The organism is Massilia sp. Se16.2.3, assembly GCF_014171595.1.
GTDB lineage: Bacteria > Pseudomonadota > Gammaproteobacteria > Burkholderiales > Burkholderiaceae_D > Telluria.
This window is the reverse complement of sequence record NZ_CP050451.1, coordinates 492,957-516,504: the sequence shown is the minus strand read 5'-3', so window position 1 is coordinate 516,504 and position 23,548 is coordinate 492,957. Positions and strand designations below refer to the sequence as shown.

The 23,548-nt window shown below is 62.0% G+C and carries 17 protein-coding genes and 3 pseudogenes; 13 read left to right on the top strand and 7 right to left on the bottom strand.

The window, feature by feature from the left end; all coding sequences use genetic code 11:
- Window positions 1-41 precede the first annotated feature (41 nt).
- The 10 genes and pseudogenes from rpoC (at window position 42) to sodC (ending at window position 14,873) form a co-directional block, all read left to right on the top strand.
- A complete protein-coding gene (gene rpoC / locus G4G31_RS02425) occupies window positions 42-4,289 on the top strand; it encodes a DNA-directed RNA polymerase subunit beta' (RefSeq protein WP_182990149.1) in 4,248 nt (1,415 codons plus the stop codon).
- 187 nt (window positions 4,290-4,476) lie between these two features.
- Window positions 4,477-5,946, top strand: a complete 1,470-nt coding sequence (locus G4G31_RS02420; RefSeq protein ID WP_182990148.1) for a metallophosphoesterase — start codon at window positions 4,477-4,479, stop codon at window positions 5,944-5,946.
- A 1-nt stretch (window position 5,947) separates the two neighbouring features.
- Window positions 5,948-8,278, top strand: a complete 2,331-nt coding sequence (locus G4G31_RS02415) for an ATP-binding protein (RefSeq protein ID WP_182990147.1) — start codon at window positions 5,948-5,950, stop codon at window positions 8,276-8,278.
- 58 nt (window positions 8,279-8,336) lie between these two features.
- Window positions 8,337-8,726: pseudogene (locus tag G4G31_RS02410) on the top strand (hypothetical protein); the annotation flags it as partial.
- 190 nt (window positions 8,727-8,916) lie between these two features.
- Window positions 8,917-9,420 (top strand): arsinothricin resistance N-acetyltransferase ArsN1 family B, encoded by a 504-nt coding sequence (locus G4G31_RS02405; RefSeq protein ID WP_182990146.1) that lies wholly within the window; start codon window positions 8,917-8,919, stop codon window positions 9,418-9,420.
- Between the two features lie 29 nt (window positions 9,421-9,449).
- The gene (locus tag G4G31_RS02400) at window positions 9,450-10,037 is read left to right on the top strand and encodes a cysteine hydrolase family protein (protein ID WP_182990145.1); all 588 of its coding nucleotides are present in this window, start codon (window positions 9,450-9,452) and stop codon (window positions 10,035-10,037) included.
- A 79-nt stretch (window positions 10,038-10,116) separates the two neighbouring features.
- Entirely contained in the window at window positions 10,117-10,827 is a 711-nt protein-coding gene (locus tag G4G31_RS02395) for an alpha/beta hydrolase (RefSeq protein ID WP_182990144.1), read from the top strand.
- A 92-nt stretch (window positions 10,828-10,919) separates the two neighbouring features.
- The gene (locus tag G4G31_RS02390) at window positions 10,920-13,475 is read left to right on the top strand and encodes an EAL domain-containing protein (RefSeq protein WP_182990143.1); all 2,556 of its coding nucleotides are present in this window, start codon (window positions 10,920-10,922) and stop codon (window positions 13,473-13,475) included.
- A 628-nt stretch (window positions 13,476-14,103) separates the two neighbouring features.
- Window positions 14,104-14,289 (top strand): hypothetical protein, encoded by a 186-nt coding sequence (locus tag G4G31_RS02385; RefSeq protein WP_182990142.1) that lies wholly within the window; start codon window positions 14,104-14,106, stop codon window positions 14,287-14,289.
- 55 nt (window positions 14,290-14,344) lie between these two features.
- Window positions 14,345-14,873: pseudogene (gene sodC, locus G4G31_RS02380) on the top strand (superoxide dismutase [Cu-Zn] SodC).
- Window positions 14,874-15,140: 267 nt separating this feature from the next.
- On the opposite strand, the pseudogene G4G31_RS02375 reads toward sodC, so the two are convergent.
- The 7 genes and pseudogenes from G4G31_RS02375 to G4G31_RS02350 all read right to left on the bottom strand — a co-directional run bounded on the left by G4G31_RS02375 (window position 15,141) and on the right by G4G31_RS02350 (window position 20,051).
- Window positions 15,141-16,784 (bottom strand): annotated as a pseudogene (locus G4G31_RS02375) (M28 family peptidase).
- 134 nt (window positions 16,785-16,918) lie between these two features.
- The gene (locus G4G31_RS02370; protein WP_182990141.1) at window positions 16,919-17,500 is read right to left on the bottom strand and encodes a hypothetical protein; all 582 of its coding nucleotides are present in this window, start codon (window positions 17,498-17,500) and stop codon (window positions 16,919-16,921) included.
- A gap of 35 nt (window positions 17,501-17,535) precedes the next feature.
- Window positions 17,536-17,919 (bottom strand): hypothetical protein, encoded by a 384-nt coding sequence (locus G4G31_RS02365; RefSeq protein WP_182990140.1) that lies wholly within the window; start codon window positions 17,917-17,919, stop codon window positions 17,536-17,538.
- Entirely contained in the window at window positions 17,916-18,671 is a 756-nt protein-coding gene (locus G4G31_RS02360; RefSeq protein WP_229425682.1) for a hypothetical protein, read from the bottom strand. Before G4G31_RS02360 ends, G4G31_RS02365 begins: the two co-directional genes overlap by 4 nt.
- Window positions 18,575-19,033, bottom strand: a complete 459-nt coding sequence (locus G4G31_RS24955) for a hypothetical protein (protein WP_229425285.1) — start codon at window positions 19,031-19,033, stop codon at window positions 18,575-18,577. The genes G4G31_RS02360 and G4G31_RS24955 overlap by 97 nt, the downstream gene beginning before the upstream one ends.
- The gene (locus G4G31_RS02355) at window positions 19,030-19,251 is read right to left on the bottom strand and encodes a hypothetical protein (protein WP_182990138.1); all 222 of its coding nucleotides are present in this window, start codon (window positions 19,249-19,251) and stop codon (window positions 19,030-19,032) included. The genes G4G31_RS24955 and G4G31_RS02355 overlap by 4 nt, the downstream gene beginning before the upstream one ends.
- 131 nt (window positions 19,252-19,382) lie before the next feature.
- Window positions 19,383-20,051, bottom strand: coding sequence for an energy transducer TonB (locus tag G4G31_RS02350; RefSeq protein WP_182990137.1), 669 nt, complete (start codon window positions 20,049-20,051; stop codon window positions 19,383-19,385).
- A gap of 304 nt (window positions 20,052-20,355) precedes the next feature.
- On the opposite strand from G4G31_RS02350, the gene G4G31_RS02345 reads away from it, so the two are divergent.
- From G4G31_RS02345 to G4G31_RS02335, 3 genes are all read left to right on the top strand, one after another.
- Window positions 20,356-21,012, top strand: a complete 657-nt coding sequence (locus G4G31_RS02345) for a response regulator transcription factor (protein WP_182990136.1) — start codon at window positions 20,356-20,358, stop codon at window positions 21,010-21,012.
- A gap of 261 nt (window positions 21,013-21,273) precedes the next feature.
- Window positions 21,274-21,969: a hypothetical protein gene (locus G4G31_RS02340; RefSeq protein WP_182990135.1), complete on the top strand. Its 696-nt coding sequence runs from the start codon at window positions 21,274-21,276 to the stop codon at window positions 21,967-21,969.
- Window positions 21,966-23,522: an ATP-binding protein gene (locus G4G31_RS02335; RefSeq protein ID WP_182990134.1), complete on the top strand. Its 1,557-nt coding sequence runs from the start codon at window positions 21,966-21,968 to the stop codon at window positions 23,520-23,522. Before G4G31_RS02340 ends, G4G31_RS02335 begins: the two co-directional genes overlap by 4 nt.
- Window positions 23,523-23,548: the final 26 nt, after the last annotated feature.

Sequence of the window (23,548 nt, the reverse complement as noted above, 5' to 3'; positions counted from 1 at the left end):
TGCAACCCGAAATAGAAATTTAGTCACCTCTGGAGTGATACATGAAAGCACTGCTCGATCTATTCAAGCAAGTACAGCAAAATGAGAGTTTCGACGCCATCAAGATTGGCCTGGCGTCGCCCGAAAAAATTCGTTCGTGGTCGTTCGGTGAAGTCAAGAAGCCCGAGACCATCAACTACCGTACCTTCAAGCCGGAGCGTGACGGCCTGTTCTGCGCCAAGATCTTTGGCCCGATCAAGGATTACGAATGCCTGTGCGGTAAATACAAGCGCCTGAAGCACCGCGGCGTCATTTGCGAAAAGTGCGGCGTCGAAGTCACGCTGGCCAAGGTGCGCCGTGAGCGCATGGGCCACATCGAACTGGCTTCGCCAACCGCGCACATCTGGTTCCTGAAGTCGCTGCCGTCGCGCCTGGGCATGGTCCTGGACATGACGCTGCGCGATATCGAACGCGTGTTGTACTTCGAAGCATATGTGGTCACCGATCCTGGCATGACCCCGCTGAAGAAGTGCCAGATCATGTCGGAAGACGATTACGCCGCCAAGTACGAAGAGTACGGCGACGACTTCACCGCCTACATGGGCGCCGAAGGTATCCGTGAACTGCTGCGCTCGATCGACATCCACCGCGATGCCGAAGCCCTGCGCGTGGAACTGAAGGAATCGAAGTCCGAAGCGAAGATCAAGAAATACGCCAAGCGCCTGAAAGTGCTCGAGGCGTTCCAGCGTTCGGGCATCAAGCCCGAGTGGATGATCATGGAAGTGCTCCCGGTCCTGCCGCCGGAGCTGCGTCCGCTCGTCCCTCTGGATGGCGGCCGTTTCGCGACCTCCGACCTGAACGACCTGTATCGCCGCGTCATCAACCGTAATAACCGCCTGAAGCGCCTGATGGAACTGCGCGCTCCGGAAATCATTACGCGTAACGAAAAGCGCATGCTGCAGGAAGCAGTGGACTCGCTGCTGGACAACGGCCGTCGCGGCAAAGCGATGACCGGTGCCAACAAGCGTCCGCTGAAGTCGCTGGCTGAAATGATCAAGGGTAAGGGCGGCCGTTTCCGTCAGAACCTGCTGGGCAAGCGGGTCGACTACTCGGGCCGTTCGGTCATCGTGGTCGGTCCGCAGCTGAAACTGCACCAGTGCGGCCTGCCGAAGCTGATGGCCCTGGAACTGTTCAAGCCCTTCATCTTCAACAAGCTCGAACTGATGGGTCTGGCGACGACCATCAAGGCGGCGAAGAAGCTGGTCGAAATCCAGGAGCCGGTGGTCTGGGACATCCTCGAAGATGTCATCAAGGAACACCCGGTCATGCTGAACCGTGCACCAACCCTGCACCGTCTCGGTATCCAGGCGTTCGAGCCGGTCCTGATCGAAGGTAAAGCCATCCAGCTGCACCCGCTGGTCTGCGCGGCGTTCAACGCCGACTTCGACGGTGACCAGATGGCTGTCCACGTGCCGCTGTCGATCGAAGCGCAGATGGAAGCGCGTACCCTGATGCTGGCGTCGAACAACATCCTGTTCCCGTCGAACGGCGAGCCGTCGATCGTGCCGTCGCAGGATATCGTGCTGGGTCTGTACTACGCCACCCGCGAGGCGATCAACGCCAAGGGCGAGGGCATGCTGTTCCCTGACGTGTCGGAAGTCATCCGTGCCTACGACAACAAGGAAGTGGAACTGGCAACCCGCATCACCGTGCGTATCGTGGAATTCCCACGCGTAGCCGGCAGCGACGAGTTCGAGCGCACCGTCACCCGTTACGAGACCACCGTCGGCCGTGCGATCCTGTCGGAAATCCTGCCGAAGGGCCTGCCATTCAGCGTGCTGAACCGCGCCCTGAAGAAGAAGGAAATCTCGAAGCTGATCAACACGTCGTTCCGCAAGTGCGGCCTGCGCGCCACCGTCGTGTTCGCCGACAAGCTGATGCAGTCCGGCTTCCGCCTGGCAACGCGCGCCGGTATCTCGATCGCCGTCGACGACATGATGATCCCGGACGTCAAGAAGGGCATGATCGCGACCGCCGAAGCGGAAGTGAAGCAGATCGAGCAGCAGTACAGCTCGGGTCTGGTCACCGCCGGCGAGCGTTACAACAAGGTCGTCGACATCTGGGGCAAGACCTCCGATGAAGTCGGCAAGGCGATGATGGACCAGCTGAAAGTCGAGCCGGTCACCCGTCGTGACGGTACCCAGGGCACCCAGGAATCGTTCAACGCGATTTACATGATGGCCGACTCGGGCGCCCGTGGTTCGGCAGCCCAGATTCGCCAGCTGGCGGGTATGCGTGGCCTGATGGCGAAACCGGACGGTTCGATTATCGAAACGCCGATCACCGCGAACTTCCGCGAAGGCCTGAACGTGTTGCAGTACTTCATCTCGACGCACGGCGCCCGTAAGGGTCTGGCCGATACGGCGCTGAAGACCGCGAACTCGGGTTACCTGACCCGCCGCCTGGTCGACGTGACCCAGGATCTGGTCGTGATCGAGGACGATTGCGGCACGACCAACGGCACGCACATGAAGGCGATGGTCGAAGGTGGTGAAGTCATCGAAGCCCTGCGCGACCGTATCCTCGGCCGCGTGACCGGTACCGATGTCGTCAATCCTGAAACCCAGGAAACCGTGTACCCGGCCGGCACGCTGCTGGACGAAGACATGGTCGAAGACATCGAGCGCCTCGGCATCGACGAAGTCAAGGTCCGTACCCCGCTGAACTGCGACACGCGCTACGGCCTGTGCGCCATGTGCTACGGCCGTGACCTCGGCCGCGGCATGCTGGTCAACAGCGGCGAAGCAGTCGGTGTGGTTGCTGCACAGTCGATCGGTGAGCCGGGTACCCAGCTGACCATGCGTACCTTCCACATCGGTGGTGCGGCATCGCGTGCGGCAGTGGCCTCGTCGGTCGAAGCCAAGTCGAACGGCACGGTCCGCTTCACCGCGACCATGCGTTATGTCACCAACGGCAAGGGTTCGCAGATCGTCATCTCGCGTTCGGGCGAAGTCCTGATCACGGACGACCATGGCCGCGAGCGTGAGCGCCACAAGGTGCCGTACGGCGCGACCCTGATCGTCAAGGACGGCCAGGTCGTGAAAGCCGGTACCGCCTTGGCAACCTGGGATCCGCTGACCCGTCCGATCATTACCGAGTACGCCGGTACGATCCGCTTCGAGAACGTGGAAGAGGGCGTCACCGTCGCTCGCCAGGTCGACGAAGTGACCGGTCTGTCGACCCTGGTCGCGATCGATCCGAAGCGCCGTGGTTCCGCAGGCAAGGTGCTGCGTCCGCAGGTGAAACTGCTGAACGAGGAGAACCAGGAAGTCAAGATCGCCGGCACCGAACACGCCGTGACGATCGGTTTCCAGGTCGGCGCGCTGATCATGGTCAAGGATGGCCAGTCGGTGTCGGTGGGTGAAGTGCTGGCACGTATCCCGACCGAATCGCAGAAGACCCGTGACATTACCGGTGGTCTGCCGCGCGTTGCCGAACTGTTCGAAGCACGTTCGCCGAAAGACGCGGGCATGCTGGCGGAAGTCACCGGTACCGTCGCCTTCGGTAAGGAAACCAAGGGCAAGCAGCGTCTGGAAATCACGGACATGGACGGCAACAAGCACGAGTTCCTGATCACCAAGGACAAGCAAGTGCTGGTCCACGATGGTCAAGTCGTGAACAAGGGCGAGATGATCGTCGATGGTCCGGCCGACCCGCAGGACATCCTGCGCCTGCTGGGTATCGAAGCGCTGGCACGTTACATCGTCGACGAAGTGCAGGACGTCTACCGTCTGCAGGGCGTCAAGATCAACGACAAGCACATCGAAGTCATCGTGCGCCAGATGCTGCGCCGCGTGCAGATCGTGGAAGCTGGCGACACCGACTACATCGTCGGCGAGCAGGTCGAGCGTTCGGAGCTGCTGGAAGAGAACGACCGTATGGAAGCGGCAGGCAAACTGCCGGCAACCTACGAAAACGTGCTGCTGGGTATTACCAAGGCATCGCTGTCGACCGACTCCTTCATCTCGGCCGCATCGTTCCAGGAAACCACCCGCGTGCTGACCGAAGCGGCGATCATGGGCAAGCGCGACGGTCTGCGCGGCCTGAAGGAAAACGTCATCGTCGGCCGCCTGATTCCTGGCGGTACCGGTCTGGCATTCCACCGCGCCAAGAAAGAGAAGGAAGTGTGGGAGGCGGAAGAGCGCCAGGCACTGCTGCAGCAGGAAAAGGCCAACATGGCTGCCGAGCTGCAGGCGATGGAAGACCAGGCTCAGGCGCAGACCACTGAGCATCACGGCGACGGCGAGTAATTGCTGAAACCTTGGCCTTAATTGGCTGAGCAGGACGGCACCTTCGGGTGCCGTTTTTTTTCGTCCATTCGCTAGCGAAACGTAAAATACAAGCTAGCAAAAGGTTTGTTGACAATTAGGAAAGGAGTCAGTAAGCTCGGAAAAATTTCAAAATTACAGCAAGACCTATCTTAATAAGAAGGCACCCATGGTAACGATCCTACATATATCCGATTTACACCGTTCCAATAATGAACCTATCAACAACGATACGTTGTTATCTTCCTTACTTGCGGATCGAGATCGATATCTTATCGAGACCCCTAAAATCCCAACGCCGAGCTTTGCAGTTGTTAGTGGAGATATTATCCAAGGGGTGCGGCTAGGGCAGCAGAATTTTACTGAAGAGCTCGAGCGACAATACGAAGTGGCGACTGATTTTCTTATCAGGCTCGCTGATCTATTTTTCGACGGGGACCGTAGCCGTATCGCGATTGTTCCCGGAAACCACGACGTGTGCTGGAACACAGCAAGAGCGAGTATGACGGAATTGCCTCCCGATGATGAGCCGAAAAAAATCGGACCGCATCTGTTTAGCTCAAGTAGCCCATATCGGTGGAGTTGGAGCGAAAGGAAAATATATAAAATATCCGCTCCAGAAATCTACGAAAAGAGATTGGCGCCTTACTGTAAATTTATTGAAGCGTTCTACAGTGGCGTTGAAATGGCACACCCTATCGATCCCAAAAAACCCCTTAATTTCTATGAATTTGATGGGGGCCGGATACTTCTCACTGCGTTCAACTCAGTCCACGGAAATGATTGCTACTGCAACCATGGCGCCATTCAGGCTGGAGCGATTGGAAATTGTTCGCTGAAAATCAGGAATATGCCTCGGCAGCCAATCCTCAAAATTTCAACGTGGCATCATAGTCTTCAAGGCCCACCCCAACGCGACGACTATATGGACACGTCTACAGTGCACGAGATGATCGGTGCAGGATTTCAACTGGGATTGCACGGACATCAACACCAAGCAGATGCCTCTGCATACAACATCCACTTGCCGGAAGAGCAGTCCATGGCGATTATAAGTGCCGGTTCATTATGCGCCGGCGCAGCAGAGCTGCCCCGCGGAACCAATCGACAATATAACCTTATCACGATTTCAAGCGACTATAGTACCGCCCAGATACACGTCCGAGAGATGTCGCAAGGTAATCAGTTTGGACGTTGCCGGCAAGGATTGTTTGGGCCGGACGGATTTGTTGAGATGAAAATAGCAGACGAAAATCTTGACAGTGCAATTCACTCCGAAAAAATTGCGCGTTTCTCGCAACAAACCATTCTCTGCGCGGAAGATGCTCTGAAAAGCGGCCATCCTGAAATAGCTTTCTCGCTGCTGAGTGAGACGGAGCGAGAGAATGGAACCCACGCGAGACGGCTATATTTGGAAGCGGCTAAGGAGCTCGAAAAATGGAGTGAGATAATTTCCTTTCTTAGTCCGGCCACTACTATGGATGAGTTTTTGCTTACATTGCAGGCCCACGAACATTTAGGAAACCTTGGCGAAGCCGTTAGCCTACTTGCGTTAAGTGCAGCTAACTTTGGGATCGATAGCGCAACCATTGCGGAACTAGCAAGCCGTATTCAACTTCGTCAAGCATTGGGGAAATAATATGTCAACTCAACTGATTTCTTTTCACGTAGATACCAAACGGGTACTCGAAGTTCTGGCGAAACAAATTTATCAGTCTCCGTTAGCATTACTGCGTGAAAATACGCAGAACGCCTACGATGCGATTTTGCTAAGGCGCCAGCGCGACCCAAATTTCGAACCCAAGATTGAAATTACGGTTACTCCAGAATTTATTACCGTTAGTGATAACGGTATCGGGATGTCCTTTGACGAGATTCGGAAAAATTTCTGGCAGGCTGGCAGTAGTAGTAAGAACAATGAGGAAGCGCGACGTGCTGGTGTTGTTGGTACCTTTGGTATCGGTGCTATGGCGAATTTTGGCATAGCGGACGTTCTCGAAGTGGAGTCGGAAAGTGTAGTTACTGGCGAAAGAACGAAGTGTATAGCGCATCTGGAGAATTTGAAATTCAATCAGGATTGCATCGAGACGGAGCAGCTTTCACCTGTTGGGTTTCCAGGTACGAGAGTAAAGGCGCGAATAATATCGCAAAATCAGGTCTCAGAGGTCGAGGCAAAAAGGTATGTAGCTGAGTTTGTATCGTTACTGTCGATCGACGTCTTCCTTAACGGCGAGCTCTTAAGCCGTCAATCAACGGAGAGATTTCTCCCACGTTTCAGCGGTGTAGCACGCGAAGTGCTTCTTGCGGCAACGATCAGCTCAAGATTAGTAGCGGATGTTGTCTTCGAGATAACGCAAAATGCAGACATATCGATTGTTCTCACTGAGCTAATTTGGATGGGCATACCGCTGCAGGGGCAATTATCCCTACGAAGCGGTAATCCGGCACTTAGAACGTTTAGAAGCGGATTTGGTCTCGCTACGGTGTCCGTAGGATCCACATATCAGTTCGGTGGAATTGCTGACATGCTAAATTTCCAACCTACGGCAGGAAGGGAAGCGCTAACAACGGACAGTATGCAGTTGCTTCAAACGATAGTATCCGATGTTGATGTGTTCGCGTCCATAGCTCTTTCAAAGCGTCCCGAGGCTGACTCAAGCACTCCCTTCATGCAATGGGTTGCCTCCCATAGAAGGTTTGATTTGTGCGGCAACTTGAGAATTTTGCTTCAGCCTGGCGATAGAACTAATCTTAGCGAGATAATAAAGTTGACTGAAAAAGTTCCTCTTCCTGTGTATGGGGGGAGTGACCAATCAGTTATTACCAGCTATTCGAGCGAAGACCGCCCGCTTTTGCTCTTGGCTCGAAGTAATCCTCGCCGACAATGCGAGCAGGGTTTTCTCGCCGCCTATTGCAAGACATCAGACGTTTCAGATGCGCCACTTGTTGAGCGACTTTCCGCACGCAATCAATGGTCATCTGCACAGAGTGCCTTGGCGTTTCGAATTGAAAATGTGCTGGAAGCTGACTATTTCTTAAATGCGGAAGTGCGCTTCGGATTGATTTCGCACGGTCTAGCTCTATTGGTAGAGCGGTCGGGAGAAAATAAGACAACCATTACCTTGCATCAAGCTGGCCCAACGATATTAACAATTTTGGGCCTGTACGATCACCAGTATTCCGCCTTTGGAAGCATGGTTAAAGATTTTGTGCGGACCGCAATTTTCCCAAAGGTGGCAGAATACGTTCCAAGCAGTACCCGACAGGGGGCTGAGGCGTTCTTACGTGCTATCAAAAAGCCGCGAGATGTCTTTGAATACGAGGATACTGATACATCCAATTTATCAGCGATATGGCTTGATTATACGGAAGGGAAAATATCTTTAACGGAAGCAGTTACGATGTCCAAAGAGAATGTACGGAATTCTGTACAAATCGTGGAGTCGAGCAGTGCTGCTCAGGTACGTGACGTCGTCCCTGACTTAATCGCAAACGAAGAAACGTTCCGAAACGAAGGTGCGGAGCCAGAGCAGTATTCCTTCGATGCTGCCCCGGCTATAACGAGGACAGAGCAGAAGAGCAGTGCAAAACTGCTAGTCATCTCCGACGATATGCCAGCACTGCGCGGTTATCGGTGCTTTATTGCTCTTACCGAAAAAGCGCGTAATGACATGGGGGATTTTTTCTTGCAGCCTCATAAAACATCTGTTGTTTGGGGTGGTCAGAAGGCTTTATTTATTTTCCTGCACCATTCCGGGCAAGTCGGCTTATATTATGATCTTCAGACAAACGGAACGATCGCTTCAGATTCTGGTGGACGTGCATATCCAACTTGCACAATAGTTTTGAAGGACCGCATTTACATCCCGGTTCCAAATGAGATAATGACGAGTTTCGTGCCCGTAGCGGGTGAGCGGAAGCGCTTTGAGATACGATGTGATTTATTGCGGGTTGAGTCCGAGGAAGAGTAAGAGTTCCGGTTAGAGCAAAGTCATACGGCAAGTGGGTCGCACAGTTAGGATATTCGGTTCGCCGAAAGACGCGGGCATGCTGGCCGAAGTCACCGGTACGGTTGCCTTCGGTAAGGAACCGAAGGGCAAGCAGCGTCTGGAAATTGCGGACATGAACGGCAACAAGCACGAGTTCCGGATCACCAAGGACAAGCAAGTGCTGGTCCACGATGGTCACGTCGTGAATAACGGCGAGAGGATCGTCGATGGTCCGGGCTCGGCGCCCCGCCGATCGCAGGACATCCTGCGTCTGCTGGGTATCGAAGCGCTGGCCCGTTACATCGTCGACGAGGTGCAGGACGTCTACCGTCTGCAGGGCGTGAAGATCAACGACAAGCACATCGAAGTGATTGTTTGTCAGATGCTGCGCCTCGTGCAGATATTCACGGCGACGCGGAGTAATCTGCTCAGCTGCTAAGGTTTTGCTAACGAAAACGGCACCCCGAGGGGGGCCGTTTTTTTCGTCCGTCCTATGCAAGACCGCTGGCAGCGCTTGTAAATACAAATTCATCCTTCCCGTATAGAAACTCACAGACGTTCACGCTACTATGTACTCAGCAGTTGCCGAACAAGCACTCTTTCCACCGGATCGCACTACGATGACACCACAACGCATCATCCGCCCCGCTCGTGCTCTCGACGCCGCCGCGATCTGCGGCATCTATAACCACTACGTTGCGCACACGGCCATCAGTTTCGAAGAAGATCCCGTCTCCAGCGCCGACATGGCGCAGCGTATCCGTGACGTCGACGCCGCGGACCTTCCTTGGCTGGTACTGATCGAAAGCGACCACCTGATCGGCTATGCCTACGCCACCAAATGGCGCGCCCGCCCCGCTTACCGCTATTCGGTGGAAAGCTCGGTCTATCTGGACCCCGCACATCATGGCCAGGGGGCCGGCCGCATGTTGTACGAAGCGCTGCTGGAAGAATTGCGGGCACGCGACCTGCACCTGGTCATCGGCGGCATCGCCCAGCCGAACGAGGCCAGCGTCGCCCTGCACGAACGCCTCGGCTTTCGCAAGGTGGCGCACTTCAGCGAAGTGGGCATGAAGTTCGGCCAGTGGCGCGATGTCGGCTACTGGCAGCTGCAACTCGACTAATCCACCATCGGCCCCGACGACAAGCACATATGAACACACTTCCATGCCTCATCATCATCGACATGCAGAAGGGCATGGCCAGCGCCAAGGCCGGCGTGCGCAATAACCCGGCGGCGGAGCACAACATCGGCCAGCTGCTGCGGGCCTGGCGCGGCGCCGGCGGCTCAGTCGTGCATGTGCGCCATATCTCGCGCTCGCCCACGTCACCGTTTGCGCCCGGCCAGCCCGGCGTGGAGTTCCAGGATGCGCTGCTGCCGCTGGCGGACGAGCACGTGGTCGAAAAGAATGTGCCGGACGCCTTCATCAACACGGGGCTGGAGCGCTGGCTACGCGTGCGCGACCTGCGCGAGCTCGTCCTGGTCGGCGTCAGCACGAACAATTCGGTCGAATGCAGCGCGCGTACGGCCGGCAACCTCGGCTTCGATACCACGGTCGTGTCCGACGCCAGCTTTGCCTTTGCCCTGCGCGATTACGCTGGCGTGCAGCGCACGGCCGAGGAAGTGCACGCGATGGCGCTGGCCAACCTCGACGGCGAATACGCAACGATCAAGGACACGCGCACCCTGCTCGAGCAGGCCGCCGCGCTGCGCTACCGGGCAGGACCGTTCGGCCGCTAGGCTGCGATCATCGTAGGCGTATCTTGCGCCACCTGCCGCCGCCAGCTCCTAGACTAGTCCTCACGTCACGGAGGGCAGCATGAACGAACTGGGTCACTTGCAAGTCGGGCTACCCGACCCTGGCGCGCGCCTGCCTGCGGACGCGCCGACGGGCCTGCAGAAGCTCGACATCGGCAGCCGGCGCGACAGTTATCTCTATGTGCCCGGGGACTATACGGCGCAGCAGCCGCTGCCGCTCGTGCTGCTGCTGCACGGCGCAGGCGGCCACGCCCACGACGGCCTGCACATCCTGCTGCACCTGGCCGACCAGGTTTGCCTGATCCTGCTGGCGCCGGCCTCGCATGCCTCCACACGGGACATCATCGCGCGCCGCGGCTATGGCCAGGACCTGGCCCTGGTCGACCGCGCCCTCGCGTTTGCCTTTGCCCACTACGCGGTTGACTCGGAGCGGCTGGGCATCGGCGGCTTTTCAGATGGCGCCTCGTACGCGCTGACGCTGGGCCTGGCCAACGGCGAACTGTTCACCCACGTGCTGGCGTTTTCTCCCGGCTTTATCGGTCCGATGGCCCAGCGGGGCGCACCCGAGGTGTTCATTTCCCACGGCGACGCGGACCGGGTGCTGCCCATCGACCATTGCGGCCGCACGATTGCGCGCCGACTGGACGCGGCCGGATACGGTCTTGTGTACCAGGAGTTTCACGGCGGGCATTTCATTCCGTCCGATATCGCCAGCCAGTCGGTCGACTGGTTCCTTGGAACAAACCAGCCCTCAGGCGCACAACTCGGTTGATCGAGAAAAGCATCGCAAGATAAATTGTGCGACCATGCAAGCGCATGCATGCGCATTGCATACATTGCATACATCGCGTTCCAGCCCACGTCATGACCGATTCCGGCACCCATGCTGGTGTTCACAGGCGGCAGACCGCCAGTGCAGGCACGCCCATCGACGACGATGGCGTGTCCGTCGACTGGAAAGCGTTGGACAGTAGCCAGGAGCCGCTGCTCTATCGTCTGGCGGCCGAAAGCGCTGGCATCGGCACCTGGAACATGGATCTGGCCGTGCAAACAGTCGACCTGTGCCGGCTCATGGCCAGCATGCTCGGCTTCCCGCCAAAACGGCTCCGACAACAGCTTTCCGAGTGGGAAAGCCATATCCACCCGGACGACCTTCCCGCAGTCAGGGAAGCGCTCGGCGTATCCATCGCCACCAGAGAGCCATTCAGCCTGGAACATCGCATGCTCCGGCATGACGGGCGCGTTCTCTGGCTGCTGACGCGCGGCAGGTTTGTCGAAGCAGGGGACGGAACGCGAGGACGCCTGATCGGTGCCTGTCTGGACATCGGGGACAGGAAAATGGCCGAGGAAGCTGCCCGCGCCAGCGAACAACGCTATCACCTGCTCGCCGAGCACAGCCCGGATGGGATAGTGGTCGCGGAGGACTGGTGGGTCCTGTATGCGAATCCGGCGGCAGCGCGTCTTTTCGGCACGCTTCAGGCCAGCGATCTCATCGGCCGATCCTCAGCCGATTTCTTCGACGCCGCCACCGTCGACCTGTTCCGGTATACCGTTGCCTGCGCATTGGAGGGCGACGCCGCCGCTGCGCCCGCCACCCTGGGTGCGCGCCGCCTGGATGGATCGACGGTGTTCGTCGAACTCAGTGCCGGCAGAATCCACTGGGAGAGCAGGCCTGCCGTGCAGGTACTCATCCGGGACGTCACCGAGCGCAAGCATATTCAGGATCAAATGACCCTGATGCACGAGCGGCTGAAATTCGCCGTGGAAGGCACGGGCGACGGTATCTGGGACTGGGATATCGTCAACGACACCTTCACTTTTTCCGGCAAGCTCAAGCAGATCTTCGGCTGGGAGCCAAGCGACCCGATCGACGGCAAGGTTGACTGGAGCGTTTTCATCCATCCCGACGACCTGCCCCGTGCCACAGCAGCGCTGCACGCATGCGTCAAAGGCCAGACGCCGATCTACGAGTGCGAGTATCGGTTGGCCACCAAGCAGGGCGGGTGGAAATGGGTACTGTCGCGCGGCGTCATCGTTGCCCGAAACGCGCTCGGCAAGCCGGTCGCCATCGTCGGCACCACCTCGGATATTTCGGCGCGCAAGGAAGCGGAGGAGCAGGCCTGGCGCCACGCCCACATGGACACGCTGACGGGCCTGCCCAACCGCCGCCTGCTGCGCGACAGGCTGGACGGGGAAATCCGCAAGGCGCAGCGCTCGCACGAGACGCTGGCCCTGCTGTTCATCGATCTGGATGGCTTCAAACAGGTCAATGACCTGCTCGGGCACGATGCCGGCGACCTGTTGTTAAGAGAAGTTGCCCGCCGGCTGCAGGGCAGCGTGCGCGACTGCGACATCGTTGCACGCTTCGGCGGAGATGAATTCACCGTCGTGCTCACGGGCCTGCACGAGGCGGCTCACATCGAATTCGTGTGCGAGAAAATCCTGCTCGGCCTGGCCCGTCCTTTCACACTTGGAAATGAAAAAGCGTATGTGACCGCGAGTATCGGCATCGCCGTCAGCCCCTTCGATGCCGGCGCCGCCGACGAATTGATGCGCAAGGCCGACCAGGCGATGTACGCCGCCAAGCAGGGCGGCAAGAACCAGTTCAGCTATTTCACCCGGGAGATGGACGAGCGCGCCCATGCACGCCTGCACCTGTCGTACGAACTGCGGCATGCCATCGACAAGAACCAGCTGTCGCTGAGCTATCAGCCCGTCATCGACCTGCATTCCGGGATGATCGCCGAAGCGGAAGCCCTCGTGCGCTGGAAGCACCCGCTGCTGGGGGATGTCGCGCCGTCGCTGTTCGTGCCGATCGCCGAAGAATGTGGCTTGATCAATGCGATCGGCAACTGGGTCTTCCACCAGGCGGTAGCCTGCTCCAGGCGCAGCAGCGAGCAGGCAAATAAACTGATTCCGATCGGTATCAACAAATCGCCCTTGCAGTTCATCCGCCAGGACGAGGATTCCGACTGGCTGCACTACCTGGAGCGCATGGGCATGCCGGCCGGCAGCATTATTGTCGAGATCACCGAGGGCTTGCTGCTGCATCCCTCGTCGAATGTAAACAAGACCTTGATGCAGTATGCCGAATCGGGCATACGCCTGGCAATCGATGACTTCGGCACCGGGTACTCGTCCATGTCCTACCTGCATAAATTCCATATCGACTATTTAAAAATCGACCAGTCGTTCGTGCATGACATCGAATCCAATTCCAGCCACCGCACGATCGCGGAAACCATCATCCTCATGGCGCACCGCCTGGGGCTGCAGGTCATTGCCGAGGGCATCGAAACGCACGAGCAGCTCGACATCCTGGCGCAGGCGAGCTGCGATTACGGCCAGGGATACTATTTTTCGAAGCCGGTACCGGAAGCGCAATTGCTGGACATGTTGCCGCGACAGTTCATCCACTAGCTTCGAGGAATCCGGCGCGGCGCCCAAGCCATGCAGCGTACGGGTTAAGATGGATGGCATTGCCACTTTCCTTCGCCCATGCAAGCACACGCATTCGATACCGACGGCTTTGCCGTGTTTCCCCGCGTCCTGGCGCACGCCGACTGCGACCGGCTGCTGGCGCACGCCGTCGGCCTCGATCCGGCCTCGGTCGGATCGCGCTGCCTGTTGCAGCACGCCTGGTGCCGCGACCTGGTGGCCGGGCTCGGCACGCATCCCGCACTGGCGGACGTCCTGCCGCGTGAGCACCTCGCCGTGCAGTGCACCTATTTCGAGAAATCGCAGGCACGCAACTGGCTCGTTCCCATCCATCAGGACCTGAGCATTCCCGTTGCCGAGCGTGTCGATCATCCGGCGCTGCGCGGCTGGTCGGAAAAAGGAAGGCAGCCTGTTCGTGCAGCCGCCTGCCGGGCTGCTGGCAACCCTGGTCGCCGTGCGCCTGCACCTGGACCCGTGCGCGATCGCAGACGGACCGCTGCAGTTTATCGCCGGCAGTCATACCCGGGCAGGATCGCCCCTGCCGAGGCCGCGCAGCTGCGCAGGACCGGATCGGTCGTGACCTGCACCGGACAAGGGCGACGCGCTCGTCATGCGTCCGCTCGTGCTGCACGCGTCCTCGAAAGCATCGGGCACGAGCCTGCGGCGGGTGCTGCACATCGTCTTCGGCCCGCCGGCGCTGCCGTATGGCCTGCGCTGGCAGCAGCCTGTGGTGGGCGCCGCGCAGTCGGGACGGCCACACGCTGTCCATGCTGGACGCCGCCACTGCCGGGATTGATCTACACTCTTCCGCGCTGTCTGGTTCAAAACCTAGCCACTGAAAGGGAGCCCACATGAAAGCCCAATGGATCTGCGCAGCCCTGCTGTGCTCGACGTACGCGGCGGCGGCCGTGCACGCCGCCGAACTGCGCGCGACGATGAACACGGTGTCCGAAGCCGGCGTCGGCAAGGCGGCCGGCACCGTGACGATCAGCGAAACGAAATACGGCCTGGTGTTCACCCCAAGCCTCACCGGCCTGCCGGCGGGTGCGCACGGTTTCCACGTCCACGAAAACAACAGCTGCGCCACCAACCAGAAGGACGGCAAGCCCGTACCGGCCGGTGCCGCCGGCGGCCACCTCGACCCGGCAGGCAGCAAGAAGCACGGCCTGCCCCGGGGCGACGGCCATCTTGGCGACCTGCCGGCGCTGCACGTGGAGGGCTCGGGCGCGGCGAATAATCCCGTGCTGGCGCCGCGCCTGAAACTGGCCGACATCAAGGGCAAGGCCCTGATGGTGCATGCCGGTGGCGACAACCATGCGGACCACCCGGCGCCGCTCGGCGGTGGCGCGCGCGCGCATCGTGTGCGGGATCATCGAATAGGCTTGGCCTCGGCGGCCCCGCGCCAAACCGCCGACGCGGGGAGAGGGGGCGGCGCGATCGACCGATCACCGGCTTGCCTGATTCCCAGCATTGTCACAGTCACGTAGGGTGGGCGCCCTGTGCCCACGCGGAATGACGCATCGTATGCTTCGGGCTGCGCAAGACGGTGGGCTCGGGGCGCCCACCCTACGATCTGCCGGCAGACAGGCCGCTCCATGAAAAACGCCCGGTCATCGCTGACCGGGCGTTTGCGTTTAAGCTGAGCGCTTACTTCTTCTCGGCGCGCACCTTGCCGAAAGCGTCGCCCGCCTTCCAGGCCGGCATCTTCGGCGTGTCCGCCACCATCCGGCCGAGGTTCAGCGTGAACTGCGCCTGCTGCACCATGCCCGCCAAATCCCAGCTCGGATCGTATTCGTCGTTCACCTGGTGGTAGCGCGCGCGGTAGGCCTTGGCTTTCGCATTGTTCGCTTCCACATCCGTCACCCAGGCGCTGCCGCCGCCCACCGAGAAGGCGGGGATGCCCGCTTTCGCGAAGCTGAAGTGGTCGCTGCGGAAGTAGCCGCCGGCCAGGTCGGGTTTCGCCTGTGCGACGCTCAAACCCATGGCTTTCGCGGTGGCGGCCGCCATTGCGCCCAGGTCGGTGCGCTCGCTGCCCTGCACGCCGATGTCCTTGGCTGCGGCGACGAAGTTCAGGCTGTCCAGGTTCAGGTTGGCCGCCGTTTTATCGGCGGGCCACAGCGGTTTTGCCGCATAGGCCGCGCTGCCCAGCAGGCCTTGCTCTTCGGCCGCCACCCACAGGAACATCTGCGAACGCTTCGCGGGTGCGCGCGCCGCTTCCTGCGCCATCGCCAGGAGGCCGGCCGTGCCGGAGGCATTGTCGACTGCGCCGTTGAAGATGGTGTCACCTTCGGTTCCCTGCTTGCCCATGTGGTCCCAGTGGGCGCTGTAGATGACGACTTCGTCCTTCAGCTTCGGGTCGGTGCCGGGCACGATGCCGGCCACGTTGTATTCGTTGATGGAACGGACCGCGGCCCGCGCCTCGCCTTTTACGCGCGCGTTCAAGGTCACCGGCCTGAACGATTTGTCTTCCGCCGCGGCGCGCAGTTTATCGAGGTCCTGGCCGCTTGCTGCAAACAGCTTGCGCGCGGTAGCGTCGGTCATCCAGCCCTGCAGGCCCGTGCCGAGATCGGCGTCGGCCAGCTGGAAGCGCTCGGCCGCTGCCCAGCTGTTCTGCACGACGCTCCAGCCGTAGGAGGCCGAGGCGTCGGTATGGATCAGGAGGACGCCGGCCGCGCCCTGGCGCGCCGCTTCCTGCAATTTATAGGTCCAGCGGCCGTAGTAGGTGAGGCCGGCGCCATTGAAGCGGTTCGGCTCCGCGGCGGTTGGCGCCGGGTCGTTCACCAGCATCACCAGCACCTTGCCCCTGGCGTCCAGGCCCTTGAAATCGTCCCAGCCTTCTTCCGGCGCGCTGATGCCGTAGCCGACGAACACCAGTTCGTTGTCCATCACGTGGTCCGCCTTGGCGTCGCCCGGCCCCCATACCCAATCGGCACCAAAAGTCAGGGGCAGCGCCTGGCCGCCGGCGCTAATGCCGACATTGCTCTGCTGCGGCAGCGCGCGCACGCCGGCGATCTTGACCTCCTGGCGGAAGCTGCCGCCGTTGGCCGGCTTCAGGCCGGCGGCCAGTGCCTGCGTCTCCAGATAGGTGACGGTCAGTTCGCCGCCGCGCTGGCCGGTGCCGCGCCCTTCGAGGGCGTCCGACGCCGAGGAAGGCCAGGTGGGCGCGCAGCGGCGCTTCCTGACGATGGCTTGTGCCTTGCCGGCGGATCTGGCGGCGGCATGCGCGGGGTAGGCCAGCGCCAGGCTGCTGGCGAGGGCGGTAAGGACGACGGAGGAGACGATCTTGTGCATGGCAACCTGCGAATAGTGGATGGAGGCGCACTGTCGAGTGCGCGACACATTGTATTGCAAGCGCCCCTATATTCGTCCAGCGCCGGCGTGTAACAAAACGTCCATCGCGCCGGCCCATCCGCGTACTGTTCGCGCTAGTAAAACCACAGCGTGTCCGCCGCGATCGACTTGCCGCTGAAGGGCACCAGTGGCGTCGCTGCCGGCGGCCGTGGCGGCAGTAGATGATCCGGCAACCCGGGGAGGACTTCCTCGACGCGCACGGAAAAAATCGGGTCGCCCCCCACGTCGATGCGGAAGTGCAGCGGTTCGTCGTCCATCCCGTACAGGACCACCGTCAAGGTCTTGGCCTCGGTGTCGAGCAGGGTGCGCCCGTTCAGCCTCACGCGCGTGGGGCGCGCGCCGATCACGCGCAGGCGCACTTCCGGTGCCTTGTTTTCCGACACCAGCGTGAAGTCGGCATGGCGCTCCGGTGCGGGGCCGTTCCTGAGCACGCGGGTGAAGGGGAACTTCAGCCCGTCGCGCGGTGCCCAGGCATACCACTGGCGCGGACTCTCCCAGCCGAAGGCGTTCACGAAGATGTGCGGCTCCTTCAGGTTGGCGAACAGGCGCCGCTCCCACGGATCGAGCTCGCCTTCCGGATGCAGCCAGTAGGCGTCCCAGCTCGGCATGTCCTTGTAGTACACCAGGCCGTCCGCGCGCAGCGGCGGCGCTTCCACATGGTCGTCGGCGGCACCGGCCAGCGCCAGTCCGGTCAGTCCCGCCAGCAGCAGGGCGCGGGCGACGAAGCGGCGCGCGGGGCCAGCAACAGCATCGACACGCCAAGCAGCAGCACCAGCATTGCCACCGGCAGGTTCATGCGCAGCGGCGACAGCACCGGGTAGGCGTCGCGCAGCGCCGGCGGCACCAGCAGCGCGGCCGGTATCAAGCCCGCCACCAGCAGTGCCAGCCGCGCGGCCGCGGGCCAGGCGCGTACCCGGCGCGAATGCAGGGCGCAGAAGCTGCCGAGCGCCGCCAGCAGCGGCCAGGCAACCAGGTAGCTCGCTCCCGGCGCCAGCCAGCTGGCCAGCACCAGTACCAGCAGCAGCGCAAACAGGGCCGCCAGCATGGCCGCCGCCAGGCCGGTCAGGCGCATCACCGGCGCTGGGCGACGATGAAGAGGGCGCTGCACACCCCGCACAGCCCGGCCAGGTAAAGGAGGGCCTGGCGCGCATGCTGCGGCGCGTCCGGGTTCCAGGCGCGGTGCAGCGCCGGCACGTGCATCCACAGCTGCCAGGCCAGCATGCCCAGCGCCACGGCGACGCAGGGCATCAGGAATACGGCGCGCAGCAGCGCGGGATAGCGCACCTGCGAACGCTGCATCGCCACGCACACGGCGCCCACCAGCAGCAGGCCAGTCAGGCGCGTGAACGTCCAGACCAGGTCGCCGCTGTAGTGCACCGTGCCAAGCAGGGGCAAGGTGAAGTACACCTGCCCGCGCGCCGCTTGCGTTTGCGTCCCTGGCGGCGCCAGGCGCTGGCCGCCGAAATGGCGCGCCAGGCGCAGCATCGACTCGCCCGTGTGCTGCAGGGTGGCCGATTCAAGACGCCCCGGTGTGTCCGATACGCCGGCGTGATCGAAAGGACGGCCGCGGTTGGCGAACTGCAATACCGGCACCGCCAGCAGCGCCAGTGCACCAATGCGCGGCGCGCCCGGGGCCAGAGCATGGACTTCGCGCATCAGCGAAGAGCCGCGCACGTCGGGTGTGGCGTGCAGCCAGCCGTCAATCGTCGCCGTGTTCGCGCCCGCCGTGTTCACCAGTTCCAGTGCGCCGCTGCTCCCCATGCCGTCGAAACGCAGTGCCAGGCCGACTTCGCGCGCCCACGGATGCTGCTCGGCGAAGGCCTGCATGCCCAGGCTGCCGACACGCTCGCCATCGGCGAACAGCACCGGATGTCGTTCGCCGGCGGCGTGCCCGCACGCAGCGCGCGCACCGTCTCCAGCAGGGCCGCCATGGGCGCTGCGCTGCGCGCCGCGCCCAGGCTGGCCGTTTCGCTGTCGATCTGCGCCACCAGCAGCAGGGGCCGGGCGCCGCAGCCGGTCGGGCGCGCCCCCGGCAGGCGCACCAGCACGTTGTGCACCACGCCCATTGTCGCCTCGTAGTTGGCGTTGTAGTCGACGTAGTTCTTCTGCACCACGGCGCGCTGTACGTGCGGCGCCAGCCCCAGCGCCCGCAGTTGCGCCACCAGGTAGTCGCGCGCCGCGTGGTTCATCCTGCTCGCGATCGGGCGCGGCGCGCGTGCCAGCACTTCCGGTGGACGGCTGCGCGGCCAGCGGAGAATTGCGGCGCCGGCGCAGTGGCGGGCTTGGGCGCCGGCAGCGGCGGCTGCGTCGGCCGCAAGGCAGCCCAGCCGAGCAGGGCGATGAAGGCGAAGGCGCCGGCCAGGCCGGCCAGGCCGCCCGGGGCTGGGGTCGATGAATCCGGAAGCATGCGTACATCCTCGATGTCGTTACCGATCGTGCCGCGCGGCGGGGGAACCGCCTGGCGAGACGCGATGCGCAGGGAAGAAAAAAAACCCGCCAGGCTGAGGGATGGCGGGCAAAAGCACGGGAGAGGGGGCCCTATTCGTCCAGCTTCCAGTCGTAGGCAATCTGCGCCCAGCCGGCTTCCGGCACGCCGTTGTTCATGGCCGGCTTGAACTGGCACAGGCTCAAGGCATTCATCGCGGCGCGGTCGAGTTCACGGTGGCCGCTGGTTTTCTGCACCCGCGAACTGGTCACGCGGCCGTCGGTGCCGACCAGCAGGGCCAGGTAGACCGTGCCGGTGTCGCCATTGCGCGCCGCCTGGATCGGGTAGGACGGCTTGATGCAGCTGTTGGCATCGGCCAGCACGGCGCTGCGGATGGCGCCCGGCTTGGCGGCAGGGGTGTCGACCTGGGCCGGCGGATCGCTGCGCACTGGCGCGACAGGCGGCTGCACCGGTTCCACCTTCGTTGTCGCGATCACCGTCGGCTCGACGAGCGGCGGCGTCACGTCGATCTCGACCTTCGGCACGAAGAGCTCGGGCGGTGCGACCTCCGTGCGCGGCTTCGGCGGCTCGGGTGGCGGCTCGACCGGCTTCTGGACTTCGGGCGGGGCGATCGGGATGCTGTCGATGATCGTCGTCAGCGGGAAGGTCTTGTTGTTCATCATGTTGACGACGCCAACCGCGATCAAGGCGTGGAGTCCCGCGACGAGGGCGAACTTGCCTGCTTTGCTGCCACCATCAGGGTGCATGTGCGAGAAATGCATGGCGATCTCCTTGTTGTTGCGCCCCGTCCGGGAAGGTGAGGGGCTATTGCCGATTGGAAGAACAGCGTATGGCTAACATGTAGAAACAATATATGCTATGTCATAGCAATACGTAAAGCGTTTTCTTAGCAATCGTGCATGCGCCGGGTTTCACGGGACACGCTGCTGGGCGGACACATGGCAGGGCCACTCGCTCCGCGCCACGTTGTATGGAATAATCCATCTGCCAACAGATGATTTTTCCAGCGCATGGAAAAGGTCGTTACCAGGCACTGGTAGGTCGATATCGCGTAGTCCAAGGAGAATGAGTGTGCAAAGCAAAGAAGCAGCCATCCGTGTGATGCTGGCGGACGACCATCCGATCGTGATGACCGGGTTTGCCATGTCGTTGGCGGCCGAGGGGATGGATGTGGTGGGCCAGGCGCGCACGCCCAGCGAAGCGGTGGCGCTGTATGCCGAGTGCAAGCCCGACGTCGTCGTGCTCGATATCCGCTTCGGCACCGAGCTGACCGGCATGGACGCGGCCCAGAACATCCTGCGCGCCGACCCGCATGCGAAAGTCGTCTTCCTCAGCCAGTTCGACCAGGATAGCCTGATCAAGGAAACCTACCGCATCGGCGCGCATGCCTTCGTCACCAAGGATTGCGACCCGGCCGACCTGGCCACGGCCGTGCGCCAGGCCCATGGCGGCAAGCTGTATTTCCCTCCCCAGATTGCCGAGCGCCTGGCCAGCATCGCCGTGCGCGGCGACGTCTCGCCGCAGTCGCAGCTGGACGAGCGCGGCCTGGAAATCTTCAAGCTGATGGCCGAGGGGCTGACCAACGGCGAGATCGCCGAGCGCCTGAACCTGTCGACCAAGACCATCAGCAACACCAGCCAGTCGATCAAGGAAAAGCTGGGCGTCGAGCGCCAGGCCCACATCACCAAACTGGCCGTCAAATATGGCCTGATCCAGCCTTAAGCGCGATGGATCGCAGCTTGCAGGGCTTGCGCAGGCGGATCGGCGCGCTGGCGCTCGGGCTGGCGCTGGCGGCGCAGTGCGCGCTCGCCCTGGCCGGCACCCCGGTGCACCCGCCGCGCGCCCCAGGCCGAGGGTTACCGCTTCCAGATCGTCACCGGCAACGACGACAGCGCCGTCACCGCGCGCATCGCCGAGGATCTGTACAAGCGCCTGGTCCCTACTTTCGCTGCCTTCCGCACCGAACTGGCACAGCGCCGGCGCATGGTCTATGTGGCGATCGGCCCGGACGGCCTGCGCGAAGCGGCCGCGCGCCGCTGCGACTGCGTGGTGATTGCGGCGTACACGTCGAGCCAGGTCTGGCGCGCGCTGCATGCGCGCCTGCCCGCGAACCGCGCCCGCGCCATGACGGCCGTGTATGCCGAGCCGGCACCACGGGACCAGCTGCGCCTGGCGGCCCTGCTGTACCGGCGGCCGGTGCGGGTGGCGGCCATCCTCGGCCTGGACACCGCCTACCTGCTGCCGCTGCTGCAAGGCCAGGTCGACCTCGTGCAGGCCAGGGCGCCCCTGGGCCAGGAAACGAACGATGCCGTGGCCGACATCGGCGACCTGCTGGCACGTACCCGGCACAGCGAAGTGCTGCTGGCACTGCCCGACAGCGCCATCTACAACCCGGAAAACATCCGCAACATCCTGCTCTCGACCTATCGCCGCAAGCAGGGCGTGATCGGCTTTTCCAGCGACATGGTGAAAGTGGGCGCGCTGGCCACGACTTATTCCGAGATCGAGGACATCAACACGCAAGTGGCCGAGATGGCCGCCAGTTTTGTCGCCAGCGGCGAGCTGCCGGCGCCGCAGTTCCCCCATTACTTCCGCACCGCGATCAACGAGGGCGTGGCACGCTCGCTTGACCTGGTCGTGAGCGACGAGGCAAGGCGCTTTGCACGGGCGCGGCCATGACCGCGCGTTCCTGGACCTTCTGGCGCAGCTGGAGCATCGGCCTGCGCATGGCCTTCATTACCATGCTGCCGGTCGTGTTCCTGTTCACCGCCTTCGTCTGGTATTCCTGGTATGCGCACCGCGCGCAGGTGGCCGAGGAACTGGCCGAACGGGGCCGCATCCTCGCGCGGGCACTGGCTGAGACGAGCGAATACAACGTCATCTCCGGCAACCTGACGGACCTGCGCCTGACTATCAATGGCCTGGTGCAGTCCGATAAAAGCATCTTCCGCGTCGACGTGGTCGATGCCGCCGGCAAGCGCGCGGTGCGCGTGACTTCCGACTCCGCCCAGGACGCCGAGCCGCACTACTACGAGGCGCCGATCCGCAAGCAGGTCGTGTGGATCAACCTGTTTTCGGACAACGGCACGCCGCACGTCTCGGCCTCGAGCGACGCGCGCCCGCCCACGCTCACCACCGAGATCGTCGGTTCGGTGCGGGTGACGATGTCGCCGGCGAACATGCTGGCCAAGCAGACCCGCCGCTTCCAGGTCGAGGTGGCCATCGCGGCGCTGGCCCTGGTTGCCAGCGGCGTGCTGGCCTGGGTGCTGGCACGCTCGCTGACGCAGCCGCTGAAGGAAGCGATCGACGCCCTGCGTGCCATCCGCGGCGGCCAGTACCGCATCGAGCTGCCGGTGACGACGGGCGGCGAAGTGGGCGAACTGCAGGAGTCGATCGGCGAGATGTCGGTGGCGCTCGAGCGCTCGACCCAGGACCTCGAGAACAAGGTCGCCGCGCGCACGCGCGACCTGGTCGCCTCGCGCAACGAGGCGTTAAGGGCCGACGCCGACAAGCGAAAGCTGATCCAGAAAGTAAACAGCATCATCGAGGACGAACGCAAGAGCATCGCCATCGAGATCCACGACGAACTCAATGCCTCGCTGATCGCGGTGCGCCTGGAAGCGCAGAGCATCGGCATGCTGGCCTCGAAGGCACCGCCCGCGCCGGAAGTGGACGAGATCCGCGCCAAGGCCGGCGCGATCACGAAGCTCGCCCTCGACCTGTACGCCAACGGCCGCCGCCTGGTTCGGCGCCTGCGCCCGGAAGTGCTGGACATGCTCGGCCTGCACGGCGCCGTGGAAGAGATGCTGCGTCACTACGACAGCGGGTCAGGTTGCCGCTTCGCCTTCCACTCGGACGGGGACTTTTCCCGGCTCGGCAACGAGCTGGCGATTTCGGCCTATCGCATCGTGCAGGAAGCGCTGTCGAACGTGATGAAGCATGCCGGCGCGACGGCGGCCGAGGTGACGCTGGTGCTGGACGCACCCAGGGACACCCTGCGCATCGAGGTCGAGGACAATGGCCACGGCTTCGACCCGGCGCACAATTCCGAGGGCATCGGCATCATCGGCATGCGCGAGCGCGTGTATGCGCTGCACGGCACGATCGAGGTGCGTTCGGCACCCGAGCGCGGCACCACGGTGACGATCGCGCTGCCGCTGTCCCCGCCACCTCCGTTACCGGCCCCGTTGCCGCCCCCATTGCCACCGGCCGGTGCATCTGCGGTATCGTAGCGGCTTGGCCTTTAACCTCCTGCCGG